This window comes from Alteromonas stellipolaris, assembly GCF_001562115.1.
GTDB classification, from domain to species: Bacteria; Pseudomonadota; Gammaproteobacteria; order Enterobacterales; family Alteromonadaceae; genus Alteromonas; species Alteromonas stellipolaris.
In genome coordinates, this window is the sequence record NZ_CP013926.1 from 4188161 (window position 1) to 4211129 (window position 22969).

At 43.8% G+C, this 22969-nt stretch carries 24 protein-coding genes; 14 read left to right on the top strand and 10 right to left on the bottom strand.

Annotated elements, in window-relative coordinates:
* Window positions 1-5: 5 nt before the first annotated feature.
* Entirely contained in the window at window positions 6-644 is a 639-nt protein-coding gene (locus AVL57_RS17685) for a DUF2959 domain-containing protein (RefSeq protein ID WP_013786281.1), read from the bottom strand.
* Window positions 641-883: a hypothetical protein gene (locus AVL57_RS17690; RefSeq protein WP_013786282.1), complete on the bottom strand. Its 243-nt coding sequence runs from the start codon at window positions 881-883 to the stop codon at window positions 641-643. The genes AVL57_RS17685 and AVL57_RS17690 overlap by 4 nt, the downstream gene beginning before the upstream one ends.
* Before the next feature lie 98 nt (window positions 884-981).
* On the opposite strand from AVL57_RS17690, the gene pip reads away from it, so the two are divergent.
* From pip to AVL57_RS17705, 3 genes are all read left to right on the top strand, one after another.
* Window positions 982-1956 (top strand): prolyl aminopeptidase, encoded by a 975-nt coding sequence (pip, locus tag AVL57_RS17695; protein WP_057795741.1) that lies wholly within the window; start codon window positions 982-984, stop codon window positions 1954-1956.
* Window positions 1956-2393 carry a D-aminoacyl-tRNA deacylase gene (gene dtd, locus AVL57_RS17700; RefSeq protein ID WP_057795739.1) on the top strand — a complete coding sequence of 146 codons (438 nt, stop codon included), beginning with the start codon at window positions 1956-1958 and terminating at the stop codon, window positions 2391-2393. The genes pip and dtd overlap by 1 nt, the downstream gene beginning before the upstream one ends.
* 83 nt (window positions 2394-2476) lie before the next feature.
* Window positions 2477-3385: a bifunctional GNAT family N-acetyltransferase/hotdog fold thioesterase gene (locus AVL57_RS17705; protein WP_057795737.1), complete on the top strand. Its 909-nt coding sequence runs from the start codon at window positions 2477-2479 to the stop codon at window positions 3383-3385.
* 119 nt (window positions 3386-3504) lie between these two features.
* Here the strand turns inward: AVL57_RS17705 and rpoH are convergent, their stop codons facing one another.
* The gene (rpoH, locus tag AVL57_RS17710; protein WP_013786286.1) at window positions 3505-4359 is read right to left on the bottom strand and encodes an RNA polymerase sigma factor RpoH; all 855 of its coding nucleotides are present in this window, start codon (window positions 4357-4359) and stop codon (window positions 3505-3507) included.
* Window positions 4360-4953: 594 nt separating this feature from the next.
* On the opposite strand from rpoH, the gene AVL57_RS17715 reads away from it, so the two are divergent.
* Together AVL57_RS17715 and AVL57_RS17720 are read left to right on the top strand one after the other, a co-directional pair.
* Entirely contained in the window at window positions 4954-6183 is a 1230-nt protein-coding gene (locus AVL57_RS17715) for an EAL and HDOD domain-containing protein (protein ID WP_057795735.1), read from the top strand.
* A gap of 139 nt (window positions 6184-6322) precedes the next feature.
* Window positions 6323-7564, top strand: coding sequence for an EAL and HDOD domain-containing protein (locus AVL57_RS17720; RefSeq protein WP_057795733.1), 1242 nt, complete (start codon window positions 6323-6325; stop codon window positions 7562-7564).
* A gap of 30 nt (window positions 7565-7594) precedes the next feature.
* Here AVL57_RS17720 and ftsX read toward each other — a convergent pair whose 3' ends face one another.
* Genes ftsX through ftsY form a run of 3 tightly spaced genes read right to left on the bottom strand, consistent with a single transcriptional unit; the run spans window position 7595 to window position 10900 of the window.
* Window positions 7595-8575 carry a permease-like cell division protein FtsX gene (gene ftsX / locus AVL57_RS17725; protein WP_013786289.1) on the bottom strand — a complete coding sequence of 327 codons (981 nt, stop codon included), beginning with the start codon at window positions 8573-8575 and terminating at the stop codon, window positions 7595-7597.
* Window positions 8572-9261 carry a cell division ATP-binding protein FtsE gene (ftsE, locus tag AVL57_RS17730; RefSeq protein ID WP_013786290.1) on the bottom strand — a complete coding sequence of 230 codons (690 nt, stop codon included), beginning with the start codon at window positions 9259-9261 and terminating at the stop codon, window positions 8572-8574. The genes ftsX and ftsE overlap by 4 nt, the downstream gene beginning before the upstream one ends.
* A 46-nt stretch (window positions 9262-9307) precedes the next feature.
* The gene (gene ftsY, locus AVL57_RS17735; RefSeq protein WP_061093606.1) at window positions 9308-10900 is read right to left on the bottom strand and encodes a signal recognition particle-docking protein FtsY; all 1593 of its coding nucleotides are present in this window, start codon (window positions 10898-10900) and stop codon (window positions 9308-9310) included.
* Between the two features lie 66 nt (window positions 10901-10966).
* Here ftsY and rsmD point away from each other — a divergent pair, with 66 nt between their 5' ends.
* Complete coding sequence (gene rsmD / locus AVL57_RS17740; RefSeq protein ID WP_082605023.1) at window positions 10967-11626, top strand: 16S rRNA (guanine(966)-N(2))-methyltransferase RsmD; 660 nt, start codon at window positions 10967-10969, stop codon at window positions 11624-11626.
* A 48-nt stretch (window positions 11627-11674) separates the two neighbouring features.
* Here rsmD and AVL57_RS17745 read toward each other — a convergent pair whose 3' ends face one another.
* Both AVL57_RS17745 and AVL57_RS17750 read right to left on the bottom strand, forming a co-directional pair.
* Window positions 11675-12256, bottom strand: coding sequence for a YjaG family protein (locus AVL57_RS17745; RefSeq protein ID WP_057795727.1), 582 nt, complete (start codon window positions 12254-12256; stop codon window positions 11675-11677).
* Window positions 12256-12858 carry a YhgN family NAAT transporter gene (locus tag AVL57_RS17750; protein WP_057795725.1) on the bottom strand — a complete coding sequence of 201 codons (603 nt, stop codon included), beginning with the start codon at window positions 12856-12858 and terminating at the stop codon, window positions 12256-12258. The genes AVL57_RS17745 and AVL57_RS17750 overlap by 1 nt, the downstream gene beginning before the upstream one ends.
* Window positions 12859-13179: 321 nt before the next feature.
* On the opposite strand from AVL57_RS17750, the gene AVL57_RS17755 reads away from it, so the two are divergent.
* A complete protein-coding gene (locus tag AVL57_RS17755; RefSeq protein ID WP_013786295.1) occupies window positions 13180-13362 on the top strand; it encodes a MerR family transcriptional regulator in 183 nt (60 codons plus the stop codon).
* Window positions 13363-13442: 80 nt separating this feature from the next.
* Here AVL57_RS17755 and pepB read toward each other — a convergent pair whose 3' ends face one another.
* A complete protein-coding gene (pepB, locus tag AVL57_RS17760) occupies window positions 13443-14744 on the bottom strand; it encodes an aminopeptidase PepB (RefSeq protein ID WP_057795723.1) in 1302 nt (433 codons plus the stop codon).
* A 102-nt stretch (window positions 14745-14846) separates the two neighbouring features.
* On the opposite strand from pepB, the gene sfsA reads away from it, so the two are divergent.
* The 7 genes from sfsA (at window position 14847) to panC (ending at window position 20986) form a co-directional block, all read left to right on the top strand.
* Complete coding sequence (gene sfsA, locus AVL57_RS17765) at window positions 14847-15548, top strand: DNA/RNA nuclease SfsA (RefSeq protein ID WP_057795721.1); 702 nt, start codon at window positions 14847-14849, stop codon at window positions 15546-15548.
* A 217-nt stretch (window positions 15549-15765) separates the two neighbouring features.
* Window positions 15766-16215 (top strand): RNA polymerase-binding protein DksA, encoded by a 450-nt coding sequence (dksA, locus tag AVL57_RS17770; RefSeq protein WP_013786299.1) that lies wholly within the window; start codon window positions 15766-15768, stop codon window positions 16213-16215.
* Between the two features lie 68 nt (window positions 16216-16283).
* Window positions 16284-17375 carry a glutamate--tRNA ligase family protein gene (locus tag AVL57_RS17775; protein ID WP_057795719.1) on the top strand — a complete coding sequence of 364 codons (1092 nt, stop codon included), beginning with the start codon at window positions 16284-16286 and terminating at the stop codon, window positions 17373-17375.
* Between the two features lie 98 nt (window positions 17376-17473).
* Window positions 17474-18790 (top strand): polynucleotide adenylyltransferase PcnB, encoded by a 1317-nt coding sequence (pcnB, locus tag AVL57_RS17780; RefSeq protein WP_057795717.1) that lies wholly within the window; start codon window positions 17474-17476, stop codon window positions 18788-18790.
* Entirely contained in the window at window positions 18783-19280 is a 498-nt protein-coding gene (gene folK, locus AVL57_RS17785) for a 2-amino-4-hydroxy-6-hydroxymethyldihydropteridine diphosphokinase (protein ID WP_057795714.1), read from the top strand. The genes pcnB and folK overlap by 8 nt, the downstream gene beginning before the upstream one ends.
* A 50-nt stretch (window positions 19281-19330) precedes the next feature.
* Window positions 19331-20125 (top strand): 3-methyl-2-oxobutanoate hydroxymethyltransferase, encoded by a 795-nt coding sequence (gene panB / locus AVL57_RS17790; RefSeq protein WP_057795712.1) that lies wholly within the window; start codon window positions 19331-19333, stop codon window positions 20123-20125.
* 12 nt (window positions 20126-20137) lie between these two features.
* Window positions 20138-20986 (top strand): pantoate--beta-alanine ligase, encoded by an 849-nt coding sequence (panC, locus tag AVL57_RS17795; RefSeq protein WP_057795710.1) that lies wholly within the window; start codon window positions 20138-20140, stop codon window positions 20984-20986.
* A 165-nt stretch (window positions 20987-21151) separates the two neighbouring features.
* Here the strand turns inward: panC and panP are convergent, their stop codons facing one another.
* Window positions 21152-22774 carry a pyridoxal-dependent aspartate 1-decarboxylase PanP gene (gene panP, locus AVL57_RS17800; RefSeq protein WP_057795708.1) on the bottom strand — a complete coding sequence of 541 codons (1623 nt, stop codon included), beginning with the start codon at window positions 22772-22774 and terminating at the stop codon, window positions 21152-21154.
* Window positions 22775-22969: the final 195 nt, after the last annotated feature.

Genomic DNA, 22969 nt, shown 5'->3' on the forward strand with positions numbered 1-22969 from the left:
ACTCATTAATTAGACATGGCAGCAATGAAGGCATCAGATTCAGCTATAGCTGAATTCATTTGCTCAATGAGTTGATCAACATCATTTTGAATAGTTGAAAGCTCACCTTGCAACGCGCCAATCGCGCTAGCGTTCAAGTTATGCTTTAAATATAAAACATTGTCTTGAAATGCACTTAATACAGGTGCCATTCTGCTTTCTGCTTTACGCATGGTTTTAATCAGTGCGCTGTATCTGCGCTCTGTATCACGCAATTTCGCAGTACTTTCTCGTTTTAATGATGCATTTTGATACTTTTCTAACTCGTCTTCCCATTCATCAAATAACGCTTCAGCTACGCTTTCTACTTTATCGATACGATCAGTTACATCATTGGCCGCAGAAAGGCTGTTTTCATACTCGCTGTTAAGCTTGTTATAAACATCTTCTAGCTCGCCACCTTCAAAAGCAACCACGGCACTAAAAGCTTCCAGCGCAGAGCTAAACTCTTCCTGTGCGTCTTCTTGCGACTCTTTTGCGTTTTCAACACGGTCTACAAGAATATCGCGCTTTTCAACGCCTACTTTCTCCCACGCTGCGTAATACGCAGACTGACAGCCAGTTAATACCAACATAGCAATAATAGCGGTTGCTATTAGCCTCATAACATCTCTCTCCCTCGATAGCGGGCCGCGCTAATAATACAAATAATGTGCAAAATAACGCCAAGTGGCCAAAATACAATTGCTAGTACTACGGTTGCGGCAAGCGCATAGCTCACTCCAACCACAATAAAATAAAACAGTGCGCCAAGTATTCGCCCTTGTACTAAATGCCCTAACCCTGGAATAAAAAAGTTACAGATTGCAGCAATCACATTGCCGCCAGATCCTTGCCCTGACATATAAACTTCCTCGCAATTGTTATCAGAATATGATTATGTAGTATTTCATAAGAATAAACTAAACTAAAACAGGCACCCGCACAACGCGCGGAAATAAAATGAAACGACTTTACCCAGATGTTACCTGCTATCAAAATGGATTTATCGAGGTGGGATGTGGGCACTCTCTATATTACGAGCAGAGCGGCAACCCTGAGGGTATTCCAGTACTTTTTATACATGGTGGTCCAGGTGCTGGCTTACCGCCGAATTATAAATGTTTCTTCGACAGTAACCGGTACCGTATTATCGGATTCGAGCAAAGAGGATGTGGACGTTCAACGCCATTAGCCAGCATCAAAGACAACGATACATGGCTAAATGTAGAAGATATTGAAATGCTCAGGCGACAGCTCAACGTATCGAGTTGGTTAGTGTTTGGAGGCTCATGGGGGTCAACCTTAGCGCTCCTTTATGCCTTTAGGTATGCTGATCATGTTAGCGGCCTTATTCTTCGTGGCGTATTTTTAGCGCGCCAGCAAGACAGAGACTGGTTTTTGTCACCACAAGGTGGTGCCGCTCAACTTTTTCCAGAATATTATCGCCAGTTTGTTAAAGGAATAAACGCCCCGCTAAGTACTTCGGCTATTTGTGCACATTATCTCAATATATTGAAAACCGATAACGAAATACAACGACATGCGGCATTGAAGCGCTGGTATCAGTGGGAAGAGCGACTTTCTCGCGTATCTTTACCTCCTGGTACTGGCGATTCCACCAGCCAATATCCCCTATCGCTTGTCACCAGCTTAGCCACTCTTGAATGTCATTTTTTAACTAACAAATGCTTTATTGATGAGGGCTATATACTTGATAATATAAATAAAATAAGCGATATTCCTGGCACTATCATTCATGGTCGATATGACATGATATGTAAAACTGAAGCGGCAGAATCATTACATAAGTCGTGGCCGGGAAGCCAACTTCAAATCATTCCTGATGCTGGCCATAGCACGTCTGAACCGGGCATTGCTTATGCGTTGTGCCGCGCAACCAGAGATATGGCAAGATTTTTAAAGGAGCAAAAGTAATGATTGGGTTGGTTCAACGAGTGTCTGAAGCTAGCGTGTCAGTGAACAATGAAATCATCGGTGAAATTGAACAAGGTATGCTAGTGCTGCTTGGCGTTGAAAAAGACGATGGCCCAGAACAAATCGAAAAGCTTGCTAACAAATTATGCCGCTACCGTATTTTTTCCGACAACGATGGAAAAATGAACCTAAATGTTGAGCAAATCGGGGGGAAAGTATTAGTGGTGTCCCAATTCACTCTTGTGGCCGACACGCAAAAAGGTAATCGTCCTGGCTTTTCTAGAGGGGCAACACCTGAACATGGCAATGCTATTTATCTGCAATTTATAGAATCCCTTAGACAAAAGGGCATTGTGGTGGAAACTGGGCAATTCGGTGCTGAAATGAAAGTCGCTTTAGTAAATGACGGACCCGCCACATTCCAGTTTCAGGTATAATGAACATGCTAGAATTAATCTTGTGCAGTTGAAAAGCGTAAGGTTAAATAGATTTTCATTCTTTCATACGAGGCCTCTCTATTGTGTATAAGGTTGTAACCCCTAAAAGCGATACTGAATTCGAAGCCTATTTTCATTTTCGCTGGGCTCACCTTCGCCAGCCATGGAACTTTCCTCCTGGTTCAGAGAAAGATGAATATGAACAAGTGGCAGAGCACCGCACCATAGTGAACGGTAAAGGCGAAATTGTTGCCTGTGGACGAGTACATTTAAATACCGCTGAAGAAGCACAAATTCGACATATTGCCGTACACCCTGATCATCTGCGCAAAGGGCTTGGGCAGATGATAATGGACGCTTTAGAGAACGTGGCCAAAGAATTGGGTGCTATACGCGCGGTGACCAACAGCCGAGAAGTTTCTATCGACTTTTTTAGTTCATGCGGCTTCGTTGTTGAACGTGAAGCGCCTAACGAATTAGGCATGCTAAGACGCCAGCAAATGGTAAAAAAGCTAACTGAAAATAACACCTTAGTGCTGCATCCCAAATGGTGTAAATCATTACAGCAAACCTGGACTGATACCATTCCCATTACAGAACATATGGGTATTAAATTATACCAATACACAGGCAGAACATTAGAAACCCGAGCGTCACTTAATAAAAATATTAATGTTCATGGCACTATGTTTGCCGGCAGTATTTTTTCGTTAGCCACATTAACTGGTTGGGGAATGATTTACTTACAACTAAAAGAGCGCGGGCTAACAGGCGATATTGTATTGGGCGACGGCGATATTCACTATCATAAGCCCATTACTATGAAGCCTCGTGCAATCTGTAATATAGAAACCTTATCGGGCAAATTTAAGCCTTTAGAAAAAGGTGAGAAAGCACGATTTGCTTTGAACGTAGATATCTTGGATGGCGATAATGCCGTGGCAGAGTTTGAAGGGGTGTTTTGGGTGCTTCCAGAGCAAACCGAGGCCTAACGAGCAAAGGTATATTATTCGCTGTTTTTTACTTTCGTAAATGACACATACAAAAAAAGCGCCAGTGGGCGCTTTTTTCAATTATATTTGTTTAGCTTAGAAGCTTGGGCGGCGCTTGCTTACGCAACCATGGCAGCTTGAAGCTTTTTCATCGCGTTCTTTTCAATTTGACGAACACGTTCAGCAGATACTTCGTACTTATCAGCAAGATCTTGAAGTGTAATTTTGCTGTCGGCCAACCAACGAGTCTCGATAATATCTTGGCTTCTGTCATCTAGCGTCTTAATGGCTGAGTACAAACGCTTGCTCGCATTAGTATCCCAATCGTTGTTAATAACGTCCATCTCAACATCAGTTGATTTATCTTCAAGAAATTGAACCGGTGCAAAGTTGCCCGTTTCGTCCTCGTCAGCAGAAAGATCGAATGCTTGATCTTGGCTGCTCATTCGCGCTTCCATTTGAAGCACTTCTTTCGTACTCACACCCAGCTCGCTGGCTACCGTTTGCACTTCTTCGTGGGTAAACCAACCAAGACGTTTTTTCGCTTTGCGTAAGTTGAAGAACAATTTACGTTGCGCTTTTGTGGTAGCAACTTTAACAATTCGCCAGTTCTTGAGTACGAACTCATGAATTTCAGCTTTGATCCAATGTACAGCAAAAGAAACCAAACGAACGCCCACTGTTGGGTCGAAACGCTTAACTGCCTTCATTAGACCAATATTACCTTCTTGGATAAGGTCAGCTTGTGGCAAACCATATCCTGAATAAGATTTTGCAATATGCACAACAAAGCGTAGATGAGACATAACCAGCTTGCGTGCTGCTTCTAAATCTTCATCTTCACGAAGACGCACCGCTAATGCGCGCTCTTCTTCTGCAGTTAGCATATCAATACGACTCACAGCTTGTACGTAGCCTTCAATGCTACCGCTGTGAGGAACTGATAGTGCTAGGGATTGCAATTTATTGCTCATTATTCACCTCATTCTTTGCAACTTGATATTAGCAAAGTAACATCAGCCGCGCGAGACTTAATTGCGATGAGAAACTAAACCAGTTATTGGTATGTAGTACCCATCTTCTAAAGATCAAGACCACAATTGCAAAAAACAGTTCAATTAGTGTCTATCTCTTTCCAAATTTCTCAAACATTGCAAAACGAATTTATCATTACGCTACAACGCTCAATAAATATCACCGGAAGCTTCAAAGAAAAATAAGTGCTAACCCAGAGGAAACAGCTTATCGAAGCAGATATTCACGGTATATGCCCATTATACATTCAAAATGTATATAAAACATGCCATTCATCTTTCAAAAAGTTATATCAAACTTAAATTCGGTCGTATTTTTGTTATATATCAACAAAACTATTTTACCCGCTCTTGAATACGCAGACTATTACAATTTTTCGATTGCTAGCATCGCTTTTTTACTTACAATGAGATATAAAATTTATGCCTTAAAAGCGCTCGGCACTATAATAAATAACAAAATAATAATAAAAACTTTCATTTTTTTACCGACTTCAATCGCGTTTTTACGCGGCGAGAGCAAAGAGGCACTCGATGTTCGCATACGTAGCAAGACAACCCATATTCGACGTAAATAGGAACGTTTACGCTTACGAATTACTTTTCCGAATAGGGGAAGACAATTGCTTTCCAGATATTCCGCCCGATGAGGCGACCTCAAAAATTTTAACGTCTACGCATTTAAGCTTAGGTATTGAAGAAATAACAGGTGATAAAAAAGCATTCATTAATTTCCATCGCGATACCTTGATGTACCGATTTCCTACCTCATTAGACGCAAGTAAAGTGGTTATTGAGATTGTTGAAACCGTTGAGGTAGATGACGCGCTTATTGCCGCATGCAAGCACATACGAGGGTTAGGTTACCCCATTGCACTTGATGACTATGATATGGAAGATAAGTGGGACGCTTTCGTTCCTTTTACCAGTATTGTTAAAATAGACATTACTGAAATTGCTCACGAAACTATTCCCTCATTAGTTAAACGCTTCAAATCGCACAACATCGAACTTGTGGCCGAAAAAATCGAAACCTACGAAGAATTTCACAAGTTCAAGGAAATGGGTTTCGACTATTTTCAAGGTTACTTCCTAGCTAAACCAGAAATTGTACGTCATCGCAAATTAGGCCCTAGCGCGCTTACCATGATGGAACTACTCACGTTAAGTAGCCAACCCAAGCTAAATTTTGATGAAGTAAATCGAATTATTGAGCGCGATCCTTCCCTCACCTATTTGCTATTACGCTTCATCAATAATCCACTTATTAATAAGCGAAATAAAATTACATCCCTCAAGCATGCGCTTAACTTTATGGGCGAAGTTGAAGTTAAGAAGTTTATCGCGTTACTTGCATTGGCTAACTTAAATGACGGTCAGCCTCAAGAATTGATGCAGATGGCCCTTGTACGGGCAAAATTTTGTGAGCTTGTGTTTATCTCTTTTAAAGAAAGCGAAAATCCACTTACCGGCTTTTTAACCGGTCTTTTATCTATGCTTGATGCCATGATGGAACAACACATCGACGAATTGGTTAGTAAGGTACCTATTAGCGATAATGTAAAAGACGCGCTTTGTGGTGAGCCTGGCGTGTTGAAAGACTGTCTTACCTTGGCGAAGTATTTTGAAAGGGCGAACTGGGCAGGTATTAAGAAGTTTTCTGGTAAATACAAAATTCAGCAAACTCTGCTTCATGGATACTATAATGAAGCGATGAAATGGGCTCACCACGTACATGTTTCAGCGCAGGTAGAGAAAAAGTAATTCAGGAATGTACGTTCACTAATATGAGTTGCATAATGTAATGCGCAAATTAACGCGATTTTCGTAAATGCATGTTATGGTGGTGCAAATTACAGTAATATTCGTTGATAATTGTTCAACGTGCCAGTAGGGAACTTGTATGTTCGCATTTATCGCTCGCCAACCGATTTTGGATAAAACAAAGGATGTATTTGCTTACGAACTTTTGTTTCGAGATGGCAAGGCTGGCGCGTACCCCGAGCACTCTCCTGAAAAAGCGCAATATATTTCTGAACACTTTCATCCATTAGGGCTAGATGACATTAGCGGTGAAAAGACCTCTTTTATTAACTTTTCCTCTGAAACCATTATTTCTCGCTTCCCTACCACACTGAACCCAGAATCGGTTGTGGTTGAATTGGCTGACAACCCTTTTGCTCAAACGGGCTTGTTAGAAGCTTGTCAGCACATAAAGCGCCTTGGCTTTCGTATTGCTATTGACGACCCTATGATGCTTAGTGCTAAGCATGAAATTCTACCCCTTGTTGATATCGTAAAAGTAGATCTCTCGCAAATTCGTTTCGAAAACATAGAGAAAAATATTCCAAGATTCCTAGATGCCAACGTTAAACTCATAGCTGAACAAGTAGATACGCAAGACCAATTTGCGACCAGCATGGATCTTGGGTTTGATTTCTTCCAAGGCTATTTCTTTGCCCAGCCAGAAGCACGCATATTGCGCCAATTACCTGCGTCAAAAATGAATATTGTCGACCTTATTGGCGAGTGTTCAAACGATAGTTTTGATATTGATAGAGTTAGCCAAATTGTTGAACGCGACGCCGCGCTAAGCTATCTGCTACTTAAATTTATCAATAACCCACTGATTAATAAGCGCCATAAGATAACGTCACTCAAGCATGCCCTAAATTATATGGGTGAAGTAGAGGTAAAGAAGTTTATCGCGCTGCTCAGCCTAACTAATTTAGGTGATGATAAGCCATTAGAGATTATTCATATGTCTTTGGTTAGGGCCAAGTTTTTCGATTTGCTAGCGGCAAAACGAGGCTTAAAAGCGAACCCGCCTATCGGCTTTTTAGTGGGGTTATTTTCATTGTTGGATGCGTTATTAGACCAGTCTATAGATGATGTGCTTAAACAACTCCCGCTATCAGAAGAAATAAATGACGCCATCTTAGGAAAGACAGCAGAATTCAATAGCTACATGGGCCTAGTACGCGCTTTTGAAGGAGCGCTGTGGATGAATGTGATTAAACAAGCAAAAGTACTGGATATCGATCAAAAGCAACTTCATATCCTTTACAATCAAGCCATTGTGTGGGGTAACGGTGTGAGAAGCGCTATTTCTACGCACTTCCCTCGCGCCCCTGTTCAAAGCTAAGCCTATCAAAGCTAAACAGTAAGATAACGCTTATTTGGGTTCTATTTGTCGTACATGACGCTGTACTGAAATAAGCGACCCAAGCAACCCTAATGTAATAGATAGCCCCAACATCGTTAATAACGCCGTTCCCGTTAGGCCCGTAATATTAAAGTCTTTTTGATACATAGCAGCAAAGGTTTGAATACTGCTATCCATCCACCATAGAATTATTATAACGGCAAACCAAGCCATAAGCCCACCTAGTAAGCCGTACCAAAAACCGGTATATAGAAATGGACGATGAATAAAGGCATCGGTTGCCCCTACTAGCTTCATCACTACTATTTCATCATGCTTATTAAGAATGTTCAGTCGAATAGTGTTACCTATAATCAGCACCACAGCGAAGAACAATAAAATGCCAATAAAGGTGACAAGGTCGCTGGCAATATCAATAACCGCATACAAGCGCTCCAACCATTCTATATCTAACTTACCTATATCAACCTCACGCTGCTGCTTTAGCTTATCGAGCAGTGTTTTAGCGGCATTCGGTGTGGCATGCTTATCAATGGGAGTCACTAAGACAACATCGGGTAGCGGGTTACTTTGCAAATACGCAATAGCATCGCCTAACCCTGATAAATGCTGAAACTCTTTTAACGCATCATCTGCAGGTATAAACACCACAGAATCAATTTCTTCCCAAGTATTTAACCTGGCAACCAATTGCTGTGAACTGGCGGCTGATATATCAGGTTTCAAAAATAAAGAAATCTCTGAGGCTTGTTCCCACCCGGCGGTAATTTTCTCGGTATTTTTAACCATAATATAAAGCGTGCTAGGAAGGGTAATACTTAAGCCCAACACACCAATAGTCATCAGTGAAGCCGCGGGCTGACGCCATAATTCGCCTAAGCTTGAAAGGGCTTGCCTTATATGGCTTACGAAGAACATCACAATAGATTGTACAAACCCTATTTTCCTAGACGACGCGCCTTGGCTTCTACCTTTAAATAGAATACTCATTGCCAGTTCCCATTTAAGTCATCAGTTAGCCCGTCGGTAATCATTTGGCCGTCTTTTAAAGTGAGTGTGCGATATTTCATTCGGGCAATTAGCCCTAAATCATGGGTAGCGATGAACACAGATACACCGGCTTGGTTGAAATCTTCAAACAAGCGAATAATTTCCATAGAAAGTTTCGGGTCAAGGTTTCCGGTAGGCTCGTCGGCAAGAAGTAAGGGAGGCTTGTTAACAACAGCGCGTGCTATACCAACCCGTTGTTGTTCGCCGCCTGATAACATAATGGGTAAGTTGCGGCTTTTATCTCGTAACCCTACCATTTCTAGTGCGGCATCGACACGCTTACCAATTTCCTTGTGGGTGTACCCTTCTATCACAAGTGGAAGCGCCACATTGTCGAAAACCGACTTGTCCATCAACAATTGATGGCTCTGGAAAATCATGCCTATATCGCGACGAATGTAGGCAATATCTCTTCGGCTAATAGCATTGAGGTCATGACCGTTTATCAGTACACGACCTACTGTAGGGCGTTCCATAATACTGATAAGTTTAAGCAGCGTGCTTTTCCCTGCGCCAGAGTGGCCGGTAAGAAAAGCCATTTCTCCAGGGGCGATGTGAAAATCGACTTTACTCAACGCCCGTTGTCCACCGGGGTAGGTTTTGCTTACTTGCTCAAACTTTATCATGCATGTTCCCTACTACCCTATTCCCGTAATTAGCTATTAATGCTGTCTACTCGCCGCTATCAATTTCACTAAATAGCGCATCAATAAATTCTTGACCGTCGAACTGGCGTAAGTCATCAATACCTTCACCAACCCCTATATATCTGATAGGTATACCAAATTTATCCGCAATTGAGAAGATAACACCACCTTTTGCGGTACCGTCTAGTTTGGTAAGGGTAATACCAGTTAAGCCAACCGCTTGATTGAATAACTTCGCTTGGCTAATAGCATTTTGCCCTGTACCCGCATCAAGGGTAAGCATGACTTCGTGAGGGGCATTAGGGTTCAGCTTTTTCATTACGCGAACCACTTTCTTAAGCTCTTCCATCAAGTTGTCTTTGTTCTGCAAGCGACCTGCGGTATCGGCGATAAGAATATCTGTTTTGCGGGATTTTGCAGCTTCTAGCGCATCGTAAAGTACTGACGCACTATCTGCGCCCGTATGCTGTGCAATAACTGGAATACTGTTTCGCTCACCCCATACCTGCAATTGCTCTACAGCAGCAGCCCTAAAGGTATCACCCGCTGCCAGCATTACTTTTTTGCCCTGCTGCTGGAACTGCTTAGCTAATTTACCGATGGTGGTAGTTTTACCTACCCCATTTACACCAACCATGAGAATAACGAAGGGGCCTTCATCGCTATTGTGGGCGTTAATGGCATCGCTCAGCGGTTCGTTAACCTTCGAGAGCATGCCCGCCATTTGCTGTTTCAGGATATCAAGCAAGGCTTCTGCGTCTTTAAGATCTTTACGGCTTGCACTATCCGTTAAGTGGGTAATGATTTTTTGCGTGGTATCCATTCCCACATCAGCAACCAATAATTGGGTTTCTAAATCTTCGTATAATTCATCATCAATTGCCTTGCCTTTGAAAAGGCTAACTAGGCCGCTACCTAAGTTTGCTTTAGTGCGAGACAAGCTTTCTTTAAGGCGCGAGAATAGTGATTTTTTCTCTTTTGGAGCTGGTGCTGCCTCAACTACAGGTGCAGTTTCCACAACGGGCTCGTTAGCAATGTCGGCTGCTTCTGCTTCTGCTTCTGCTTCTGCTTCTGCTTCTGCTTCTGCTTCTGCTTCTGCTTCTGCTTCTGCTTCTGCTTCTGCTTCTGCTTCTAAAACGCTAGCTGTTTGAATTGGAAATTCAACAGCAGGCGCTTCACTTTCTTGCTTTGATTCAAGTTCTTGAAATGGCGTTTCAAGCGATTTCTCGGCATTTTCACCATCATTTACTGACGCTGGCGAACTAGCTTCATCGGCTATTTCAACTGCATCTAACTTGTCAGGTACCACGCCCACTGGCGCAGCGTCTTCTTTCTCGACAGGTACTGACACCGGCTCATTTGCTACTGGTGCTGCGCTTTCAGCTAAATCGCTCTGGGCAGGGTCTATTGAAGCGCTATTGGCATCTTCCGATAGGTCACTACCGGCAGTGTCTTTGACCACTGGCGCGGCAGTGCTAGGTGGCTGCTCGGCGTCTGAAGTTTGTGATTCATCAGGTAAAACTGCGCTTTGATCAACTGACTTTTGATCTTGGTTTTCCTGTGCTTTTTGCTTATTTGCTTTTTTGTTCTTACCGAACCAGCCAAAAAGTTTCGACATTGTTAAGACAAATCCTTATAAATACTGGGCAATTTCGGCTACACTTGCCGAATATTGAATAACCCCATGATACCATTGTCAGCGACTATGAAGCGAGTTTCTCGCCCACTCAGGGCATCTTCAACTGCAAAAAAATCCTATTCTACCCACGCAAAAGCGAAAGGCGGACATATTCGCATTATCAGCGGTCAATGGCGGGGAAGAAAGCTACCGGTTCTCGACGCAGAAGGTTTACGCCCCACCACCGACCGAAATAAAGAAACCTTATTCAATTGGCTTATGCCTTATTTGAATGAAGCAAAGTGCTTAGATGTATTTGCAGGCTCGGGGGGCTTGGGATTAGAAGCGCTGTCACGCTATGCCCTTTCTTGTGATTTTATTGAATTAGATAAATCGGCAAGTGCACAGTTAAAAAAGAATTTGGCGTTATTGACGGCTAATAATGCACAAACTGCTAGCGTCCATCAGGGCGATGCCTTAGCAATACTCCCTACCTTTTCAGGTAAAAGCTTCGATATAATGTTTGTCGATCCGCCTTTTCACAAAGGGTTGGTAGCACCAACGTTATCGGCTATTGCCACTAATAACTTATTGTCAAACGACGGTGTGTTATACGTAGAGCACGAAGCGAACCTTGCGCCTATTTCCCTGCCGGACCACTGGCAAATTATAAAAGAAAAGCGCACATCGGCGCTTTGCTATTATTTGATAAAGGCTGTGTGGTAAAACTGCATTGTCTCACGATAAACGCGTTAAGCCCTTACTACGAGAACATTAAGCCAAATCGAGACCGATATTCGAAATACCTTCTTCTAACGCAATCGCTTTTAGCGCATCAGCCGTGCTAGCAGGTGACTTTCCAGCTTCAACACAGTCAAGCAATGCTTCTTGCACTTCTACTTCAAACACCATAAGTGGGTGCTCTTTTACGGTTTCATCATCGGCTTCGCCGCTTTCTAACAAGTAAGCTTCTACGCTACCTTGAGAAAGCTTACTAACAACTACCGCACCTTGTGGGTCGTCGCCGGCAATAAGATTAAGCACAGCGGCCAACCCAATTGCGGCATCAATCGCGGGATACACACCATAGGTATCAAAATCGCTAGTATCGGGCGTCGCCACTTCCACTTTTTCAAGCTGTACTGCAAGATTGAACTTACTTTTAGGTGCTTTTACCGACTCCCATACAAGATTGAGACAGTTACGAATACCTTCTTTATCACCAAATTCGGTGACATCACAGAATAGCTCGTAGTTAGGAATCATTCGCTCAAGCAAAGCTGCACTAAAGGCAACCGCTCTGAATCCTTCGAGCGCGCGCACACGCCCAAATGTATTAAGTTTTTGCTTTGCCATTAATCAGCTCCGGTGGCATGCATAAAGTATTGAGTAGCACCATCAAGAAGCATTTGAATGGCTATCATGACGAGGATCATCCCCATTAGTCGTTCCATTGCAATAAGACCACGTTCGCCTAATAGCTTATGAAACACATTTGAAAACATCAAAATTACTGCACTTATTAACCATGAGGCGCCAAGCGCAAGTGCCCAGTCAGACATACGATCTGGGTTTTGGTTTGCCAGAAGAATGAGCGCCGCTAATGTTGAGGGCCCCGCAATCATTGGTATAGCCAGCGGCACCAAGAATGGCTCTTCGCCAACAGCGAGCCCACTAGGGTTACCTGCTGACGGAAAAATCATTTTAAGCGCAATCAAAAATAAGATAATACCCCCAGCAATGCTGACTGTTTCTTGTTCAACATTGAGGAAATTTAACACCGACTGACCGCTAAATAGGAATAAAAACAAAATTCCTAATGCAAACAGTAATTCTCTGATGAGAATCATTTGCCGTCTTCGAGGTTCTATCGACTTTAAAACCGACATGAACACAGGCAAATTGCCAAGAGGATCCATGATCAAGAATAACATGACGGCTGCTGACCAAGTATCCATTTTTTCTTATTCTCCAATAGCTTGCTAGTTATAACTGACAGCAAGAATATTTTTTATAATACCATTTTCTGCATTGTACAAAAAAGCATTCGTAATTTGTCAATTTTAGGCTTAAATATTAACTATAACGCTTTGAAACCGTTACGGACAAAAATACATCTAGTGCAAAGCTGTAAAATTAAGCTATTCTCATATTTCTGTATTGAGTCATTTTATTAATAATATGTACTTCAATAATTGAGCGCACCGAGGTATTGCAGCGGTAGCTGCGCTTACAACGATAGTAAATTTAAAAACAAAATAACGTTGGGAACCAGCAGAATGAGTTTGATGACTGTAAAAGAAGTAGCGGCCTATTTGGGTGTTCAGGAAGTTAGAGTAGAACGCTTGGAAAGAGAAAGCCTCTTGGTGGCAAAAGAAAAAGACACTGACGGCAATGCCTTGTTTGATAGCGCAGATGTAGAGCGTTACAAAGTGCTTGCTGAGCGCTTAGGCGGTATTTAATTACCCGCAAACATTTATCTGTAAAGATAGACTGAATTAAGTGATGTCGCCACCTTAGAGTGGCGACATCCGTTTATGACTTATTTAAAGTCTTGAAGCATTCTTGCAATGCTTCGAATTCCCTTGGCTGTTGCACCTACTGGCATTTCTGCCGTTGCGCCGCCATGATAAGCCGCCGCTAAATCTAAGTGCACCCATCCTTTTCCTTCAGGGTTTACAAAGCGTGATAAGAAGCCTGCCGCATTAGATGCACCGCCACCACCACCGCCTTTCATAGGTCGGCTGTTAGCGGTATCTGCAAAGGCAGACGGGCAACGTTCTGCATGAAAAGGTTCAATAGGCAATGGCCAAAAACGCTCATTTTCAGCGCTTGCTGCCGCAAGCATTTGTGAACGAGCATTGTCATCCATTGAAAATACGGCGTGATAGTCAGAACCTAGCGCTACCACTGCTGCCCCCGTCAAAGTGGCCGCATCGATAATGAGTGGAGCGCCAGTTTCTGTTGCCGCCATTAGGCCATCAGCCAATACTAAGCGACCTTCCGCATCGGTATTGACGACTTCAACGGTCACGCCGTTTTTATAAGTAAGTACATCACCCAATTTATAAGCATGGCCACTAATTAAGTTTTCTGCACAGCATAAAATGAGCTTTAAACGCTTACTAATACCTTGGCTAATGGCAAGGCCTAGTGCGCCGGTTACGGTAGCTGCTCCGCCCATATCACATTTCATATCAAGCATACCTTCACTTGATTTAATGCTGTAACCACCACTGTCGAAAGTTATTCCTTTCCCTACTAGAACCGCTTCAACGGGCGCATCAGGATCACCTGTCGGGTTGTAATCAAGCTCTAACATCACAGGGGGGCGTTCACTGCCTCTGCCCACGTTGTAAATACCTGTCCAACCCGCGTCTTTTAATTCTTCACCCACTGTCATGGTATAAGACACATGCTCTTTACCTAATTCAGACAACCAAACTGCTGCACGCTGCGCTAAGGTTTCAGGGCTTAAATCTTCTGGTGTGTCGTTCACTAACTGACGGGTAAATAGTAAAGCTGCGTAGTTCTGCTCTAGCCACTGTTTATCGTCGTTATCGGCCCACTTGATAGTTGAAGGGTTGCGAGCTCGGGTAAAACTTAACGCGAAAGCCCATTGTTGTTCTTTGGTCCACTTGCCCGTTAAGGCCACTTCGGGAATGTTTAATCCATCAAGTTTTCGCGCGACTTGTTGAATTGTGCGCTCAAGCGCGCCACTGTCGCTATTATCGCCAATTGGCAAGTGGATTACTGCGCCATTTTCACTAAAAGAGAGCTTGGTATTTTCTCCCCACGCACTATTGGCTTTATCTGAGGATAAGCTTACGGTAAATTCTGCCATTACGTTTTAATCCTTATATATTTTTGCGTTTCATTGCTGGGGTAGATGTTTAGTTCTAGCAACGCAATGCATGTAAATTTATGTCGTTATAGGCCAATTGTTATGTTTTTTTCGCCATCACTACTACGTGGCACCTTAATTAAACGCTATAAACGGTTTCTTGCCGACGTAAAACTTGAAGACGGCTCAATAGTCACTGCGCATTGCCCTAATACGGGGGCGATGACAGGGTGCGCCGAACCTGGCTACACCGTCTATTTGAGCGAATCTGACAATCCTAAGCGAAAGTTAAAATATACCTGGGAGCTTGCCCAAACCTTTGACGGCGATTTCATTGGCATTAACACTCACAATGCTAATAAATTGGTGGCAGAGGCACTAAATAACAAGGTCTTGTCTGCATTTTCTGATATTAATCATTGGAAAGCTGAAGTAACACCGCCTGGCGGTAATAGTCGTTTCGACTTTGCCTGCGGTCAAGGTGACACCCTTGAGTATATTGAGGTGAAATCTGTCACACTGGCGCGGGGAAACCAAGGATTCTTTCCTGATGCAGTAACCGCTAGAGGTGCAAAACATTGTTTAGAACTTGCAGAACTCTCTCAACAAGGTATAAGTACCTGCTTATTATTTTGTGTTCAGCATACGGGCGTGCATTCTGTACAAGTAGCGCGAGATATTGATCCTGTTTACGCCGACGCCGTACACACCGCGGTCACATCAGGAGTCAAGTTCCTCGCAGCAAGCTGTTCAATTGATGAACAAAAAATAGTTATAAATCAAACACTACCAGTAAACGTGTGAAAAATAGGTTGATTTTTTTCATTTCGCCTTCATATTTGCGCCTTGTTTTACTGGAAGTACGTGAAATACGTAAACTAGTAGCAGTGCTGACTTATAATCAATATCCTCAGCATAATAATTACATAGACACGAGCAATTGCTTGTAATGAACGACTTTGATTTAGTTAATCGATTCATTCAGGACAAGATGGATGTCGTAGTGTAGGAGATGTGGCAGATGCCAACAGGAAAAGAAACAAAATCCCTAGGGCTATTAGCACTAGCAGGATTGCAGCCGTACCAGGCTACCGCTGACGAAGAGTACATGGGCGAGCCGCAAATGGAGCACTTCCGTTTACTGCTTAAAGCATGGCGCAACCAACTTCGTGAAGAAGTTGACCGCACCGTTACGCACATGAAAGACGAAGCAGCAAACTTTCCAGACCCGGTAGACCGCGCTGCGCAAGAAGAAGAGTTCAGCCTTGAATTACGTACTCGCGACCGCGAACGTAAATTGATCAAGAAGATTGAGAAGACTCTTAAGCGTATTGAAGAAGATGACTTTGGTTTTTGTGACCAATGTGGCATTGAAATCGGTATTCGTCGCTTAGAGGCTCGTCCTACGGCCGATCTGTGTATCGACTGTAAGACCATGGCAGAAATCAAAGAAAAGCAACTACAAGGTTAATAAACCTTCGTAGTAAGTTACACGCCTCATAGTATTTACTATAGAGGTGTGTAACAGTATTTCTATTAATGCCATCTAAAATCGACTCCTCACCTCAATATGTCGGCCGCTTCGCGCCTTCGCCGTCCGGGCAACTTCATTTCGGCTCTTTAGTTACCGCGCTCGCTAGCTACCTAGATGCACGCCATCACAATGGGCAATGGTTAGTTCGAATGGAAGACATTGACGCACCGCGATGTTTACCTGGTGTCGACAGCGACATTTTGCTTACCCTTGAATGCCATGGCCTTCACTGGGATGGTAGCGTTTTATATCAACAACAGCAGCATACACGGTATCAGGCAAAACTTGATAGCCTACTAGCAGACAAATCAGCCTATTTTTGTGCCTGTACTCGCAAGCAAATAAAAGCAAACGGCGGGCACGACAACCACTATTGTCGAGACCTAGGCCTAACCGCTCAGTCAGAAACCGAATCAGCATCTGATACCCGTAGCTTAGCAATACGATTAAAACTTGATTGCCAATTAGATGCCTTCGATGACGGTATTATGGGCGGTGTTGATAAAACAGGGGCACTATCAGTAGTGAATTCTGTAGCCCATTCAACATCATCTGGTTTAGTCGAAGCGGAACGCCACACAGTCAAACGCAGTAACAATAGTAATAGCAACGATGACTCAATAAGCGCAAGCAGAGTAACACCGTTAAGCACAGCACCAGAAGATGTAGTGATTAAGCGCAGCGATGGCCTTTTCGCCTACAATTTTGTTGTAGCGTTAGACGATGAATATCAGGGTGTAACAGACATTATTCGAGGCAGCGACCTCTTAAATATCACCCCGCTTCAACGCGCTATTTATCGTTCATTGGGCTGCTATGTGCCAAAATATGGGCATATTCCAGTTGCTGCAGTGTCACCAGGGCGAAAGCTGAGTAAACAAAACCATGCAGCGCCTATTAACAACAAAAATGTGCTGGAAAATATCGTTAATGGCCTGTCTTTTTTAGGCCAAGGTGACTACCACGCTAACGAATTTGAAGACGCCACACAACTGCTTACTATGGCAATATCGCGCTGGGATAGGAAATTAGTACCTAAAATAGCCGAAATTATTGTGGGCAAGCACGAATCCACTTATTATAGCCATCCTTTATAACCTTCGGAGACTTCACCATCATTCATCGTGTTTTCAATTCTGTTAAGCGAGCCTTTACTAAGGAACATACCGCTGACAATGTACTAGAGCCTCGTGTTATGACTCGTGGGGAGCACGGCATCTCTCGCGAAGACGTGAGCCCTAATGCGTTGAAGGTCATGTATCGCCTTAACGGAGCAGGCTTCGAGTCTTATTTGGTCGGAGGTTGTGTTCGCGATATTTTGATGGGGCATGAGCCCAAGGACTTTGATGTGGCCACCAATGCCACACCGGAACAAATTAAAGGGCTGTTTAGAAACTGCCGTTTGATTGGCCGTCGTTTCAGACTAGCCCACGTTGTTTTTGGTCGTGAAGTGATAGAAGTAGCAACCTTCCGTGGCCATCACACCGAAGAGCCTGAAGCGAAAGAAGTACCGAAGAACAAAGCAGTGTCAAAGCGAGATGCCCACGGGCAACTGGTTAGAGATAATGTTTTTGGTAGCATTGAAGAAGATGCCGAACGCCGAGATTTCACATTCAATGCCATGTACTACAGTGTGGCAGACTTCACCGTAAAAGATTTTGCAAATGGTCTAGAAGCGATTGAAAAACGTGAAGTACGTTTAATAGGCGACCCAGAAGTTCGTTATCGTGAAGATCCTGTTCGCATGCTTCGTGCTGTGCGTTTCGCAACCAAGCTTTCAATGCGTATAAGCAATGACACCGCCGCTCCTATCAAGCAGCTAGCGAGCTTGCTAAACAATATCCCGGCCGCTCGATTGTTCGAAGAAACCTTAAAGCTGTTCTTATCTGGTCAAGGTGAGAAAACCTTTATGATGCTTCGTGAGTACGGCTTGATTGCACCGTTATTTCCACAACTTGCACCGTTTATCGAAGACGAAAATAGTCGTGAAATGCAGTTTGTACGAAAAGTGCTGCAAAATACCGATGAAAGAATTAATAATGATCAACGAGTTACACCTGCATTCTTATATGCTGCATTGCTCTGGTATCCGCTAGAAGAGCGCGCACAAATAATGCAGGCAGAGTCTGGGTTAAGCGCGCATGATGCATTCAACCTTGCGTCAACTGAAGTGATTGCGAAACAGACTCAACGCATTATGATCCCCAAGCGCTTTTCCACGGTTATTCGCGACATTTGGATTTTACAGCAACGCCTTCCTAAGCGTTTTGGCCGTCGTGCCTTTCAGCTGTTAACTCATCCTAAATTTCGTGCCGGTTATGATTTTCTACTCGTTCGCGGGCAAGTTGAGGGCGGAGCCCTATTGGAACTTGCCCAGTGGTGGACGCATTTTCAGCACGGCGAACCTGGCAAGCAAAAGAAAATGTTAAACGACTTGCGTCGCCAAGAGGGTGATGGCCCCAAACCAAGGAAGCGTAAACGCCGCCCAGCATCGAGAAATACCGATGCATAAAGAGCACGTTTATATTGGTATTGGCAGCAACCTTGGCGACCCCGTTCAACACGTTGAAGACGCCTTTATTGCGCTGGGCTTGCTTGAAGGAACTCGGGTGCTTACGTGCTCATCGTTGTATTCTAGTAAGCCTATGGGTCCGCAAGACCAACCGGATTACATTAACGCGGTATCCCTGATTGAAACGACCTTAGAGCCGCATAAACTACTCGGTGAGTTACAGCGTACTGAGCACGACTTTGGCCGAGAACGTAAAGGGCAACGCTGGGGCGCAAGAACTCTCGATTTGGACATATTACTTTACGGTAGCCAAACTATTTCTACGCCTGAACTTACCGTGCCACATATTGGCATGTCTGAACGGGAATTTGTGTTAGTTCCTCTGTTTGAAATAGCCCAATCTATGGTTATGCCCGACGGAAAACCTATTTCACACTGGGTTGCTAAGTGCTCGCTTGATGGTCTTAAACGCCTGCGCGCTTCCATTTAGCTTCAAAATCCGTATAGTTCGCCCCATTATTCTTTCCCTGGAAGGTTGCTATGAAGAAAATTACCGTTTCTGGCTTGCTTAAAATGAAGCAAGCTGGCGAAAAAATTACCTCACTAACAGCTTACGATGCCAGCTTTGCAAAAATGTTTGATGAGCAAGGTATTGATGCACTGCTGATTGGCGATTCGCTAGGCATGGTACTTCAGGGAGAAAGCGACACCTTACCGGTTACCATTGAAGATATCGAATATCACACTCGTAGCGTAAGACGAGGCACCGAACGAGCCTTCGTATTAGCTGATATGCCGTTTATGTCCTACGCCACCCCAGAACAAACTTATGCGAACGCAGGCAAGCTAATGGCTGCTGGTGCAAGCATGATTAAAATGGAAGGTGGAAGCTGGTTATGCGAAACCATTCAGGGTTTGAATTTGCGCGGCGTGCCTGTATGTGGTCATTTAGGGCTCACGCCACAGTCGGTTCACGTTTTTGGTGGATTTAAAATACAGGGCCGTGAAGCAGACAAAGCAGAAAAATTGCTAGCAGAAGCTAAAGCACTTGAAGCGGCAGGTATTCAACTACTAGTGCTAGAGTGCGTACCGTCCTCACTAGGTAAGGCCGTCAGCGAAGCGCTAACCATACCGGTAATTGGTATTGGTGCCGGAAATGATACTGATGGGCAGATATTGGTGATGCATGACATGTTTGGTATTAGCGCCAACTACATGCCGAAGTTTTCTAAAAACTACCTTGCCGAGACGGGCGATATGCGCAAGGCAGTTCAGCAGTATATTGCAGAAGTACAAAGTGGTGCATTCCCGTCCCCCGAGCACAGCTTTGAGTAACGAGGTTTAAATATGAAGGTTGTTGACGACATTGCGTCATTACGAAAACTAACTACTGAATGGAAATTCAGTGGCAGCACCGTTGGGTTTGTTCCTACAATGGGAAACCTGCACAATGGGCACTTAAAACTCGTTAAACGCGCCAAGGCGAACAATTCCCGTGTAGTGGTAAGTATTTTTGTTAACCCTATGCAATTTGGTGCTAATGAAGATTTAGATGCATACCCGCGTACGATCAAAGAAGATAAAGCCAAGCTCATTGAAGCAGGTGTTGATGCCGTATTTTTACCCAGCGTTAGCGATATGTATCCCGGCGGTGTTGAGCACCAAACGGTAGTAGAAGTACCCGACATTTCGGATATTCTATGTGGTGCAAGTCGTCCAGGGCATTTTCGCGGTGTAGCGACGGTAGTGAGTAAACTGTTTAATATGGTTCACCCTCACGATGCTTTTTTCGGTGAAAAAGACTTTCAGCAATTACAGGTTATTCGCACCATGGTGCGCGACCTCTCTATGGGCGTGACCATTCATGGCATTCCTACTGAGCGTGATGTATCTGGTTTAGCTTTAAGTTCTCGTAATGGTTATTTGACTGACGAGCAGCGTCATACTGCGGCTACCATTTACAGTGAAATGACATCACTAAAAGCACGCATAGAGGCGGGTGAGCGAAATTATGTAGCGTTAGCGGCGGACCTTGCAGATATCCTAACCGATTCAGGCTTTAATAATGACTATGTGCATATAGTTAATGCCGAAAGCCTAAAACCTGCGAAACAAACCGATAAGCACTTGGTTATTTTGGTGGCCGCTTTTCTGGGTAATACCCGTCTTATCGATAACCTCCAAATACAATTGTAGCGTCAGCTATAGCTAACAAGCTCTAACGCATACCCAATAAAAAAGCCCTCGCATTCATGCGGGGGCTCTTAATGTAAAGCGTTCAAAATAAAGATTTCTATCTTCTGTTTTTCATATTCTGACGATATCATCATCGCAAGTATAATTTACGCCAATGGTATTGACTCAATCATATTCACCAACCACCTTTACCAACTCTTTGTACAGCTTAGTTCCGGTAGCTATTTTATGCTGCTCATCAAGAATGTTACGCAAGTCTTGGGTGCTAGTAAGAGGATTCGCTAACACCACCCTAAACACAGTAATACAGTTGGTAGGGTATTCTGGCGCCTCTAAGCGTGTACGAGAGACAAAAGACTTCCCAGCCTCCCGTTGCTGCTTCTGTACAATTACAGTCAGCCTATCAAGCTTCTCGTTAATCTTATCTTTAGTGGCTTCATCTGCATGTTTAAGCTTTTCTTGCAGGCCAGCTGGGCAAACGCGGTAAGTCAGCAATGATAGTGTAGGCGAAGTGGTCAGTTCAAAGTCTGGGTGATTTGCAATCATATCGGCAAAAGTGCCCGCTTTTTCGATGCTTCTATCGATTAACAGCTCATAGCCCCTACGCCCAAATATATGCATGGCAGAATACACCATCATGGCCATGCCGTTACGCGAGCCTTCAAGGGTAGTCGCCCCTAAATCTTTAGAGCCCGCACGTAATATGTATTGTGCGTGATGGCGCACTGCATTGGCATCTTCAGGGTTTTTAAATAACGCCATACCTGCGCCCATTGGCACATACATTTGTTTATGGGCATCAATTGTGACCGAGTCGGCACGCTCAATACCTTTTAAGCGATGTTTATATTGCGATGAGAACAAAGTTGCCCCGCCCCATGCAGCATCCACATGGAACCAGCAACCTAGCTCTTTAGCTACGTCAGCCAATTCATGAAGCGGATCGACATGCCCAGTTTCAGTAGTACCACCAACGCCAACAATAGCCAGTAATTTGTTGCCTTCTTCCTGATAGCGTTTACCAGCGGCCAGCGCTTTTTCAGGGTCAAGGGTTTGATTCGGAGCAGGTAATGATAATAATTGATCGCGGCCTAAGCCTAAGGCATCAACCGCTTTTGATAAGGAGTAATGCCCACGTTTGCTACACATCACACCAAGATGATTGATATCGTGGAAGCGATAAGCCGCAGCCAGCCCTGCTTTTGCTACACCAGCAAACCCCTCTTGCGGGCCCAAAATTTTATTTCTCGCTACCCACAAGGCGGTAATATTGGCAATAGTACCACCGGAACAGAAGGCACCTAAAGAACGCTTTGCACTGTGTAAGTGACTATCGTAGAAGTCTTTCGATTCGTCATAAACAAGGTTATGCATCATGCCTAGCACTTGACGCTCAAGAGGCGTGAAGGCCTTAGAGGTTTCAATTTTCACCAGGTTCTGATTAAGCCCCACCATCAATTTAGACAGAGGCAAATGAAAATAGGGTAGTGCAGAGGTCATATGACCGATAAACGTAGGCGAATAGGTATTTACCGAATGGGCAACTAGTTTATCTAGCAAGCTTTCAGCATGGGTTGACACAAACTCTGGTGATTCAGGTACTTTAGAATCAGAGAAGTCTTTCTCAATTTCTTCTAGCGAGGTTTTTTTGGTAACAACGTGCTGCGACAAAAAATCTAAGATATTGTCAGATAAATGCTGTTCAATTTGAGCCATCTTTGAGTCTTTGTGTTCAGGCTTGGTAAAGACCCTAAACAAGTGCTCTAGACTAACTTGCGCTTCACCCACTCAACCGACCTCACTTTAAAATGACTCTTTTTCAAGAAAACACAACCCAACTTCGTTGCCTACGCTGAAAGCGATCATAATACTTTCAGGGTCACGAACTTTACCTCAGATTGCCCACTACGCCAAGCGTATCCCGATGATTTGACCGTGTATCAACACAAGATATCCTGTAGTGATAATTCGCTATCAATACTG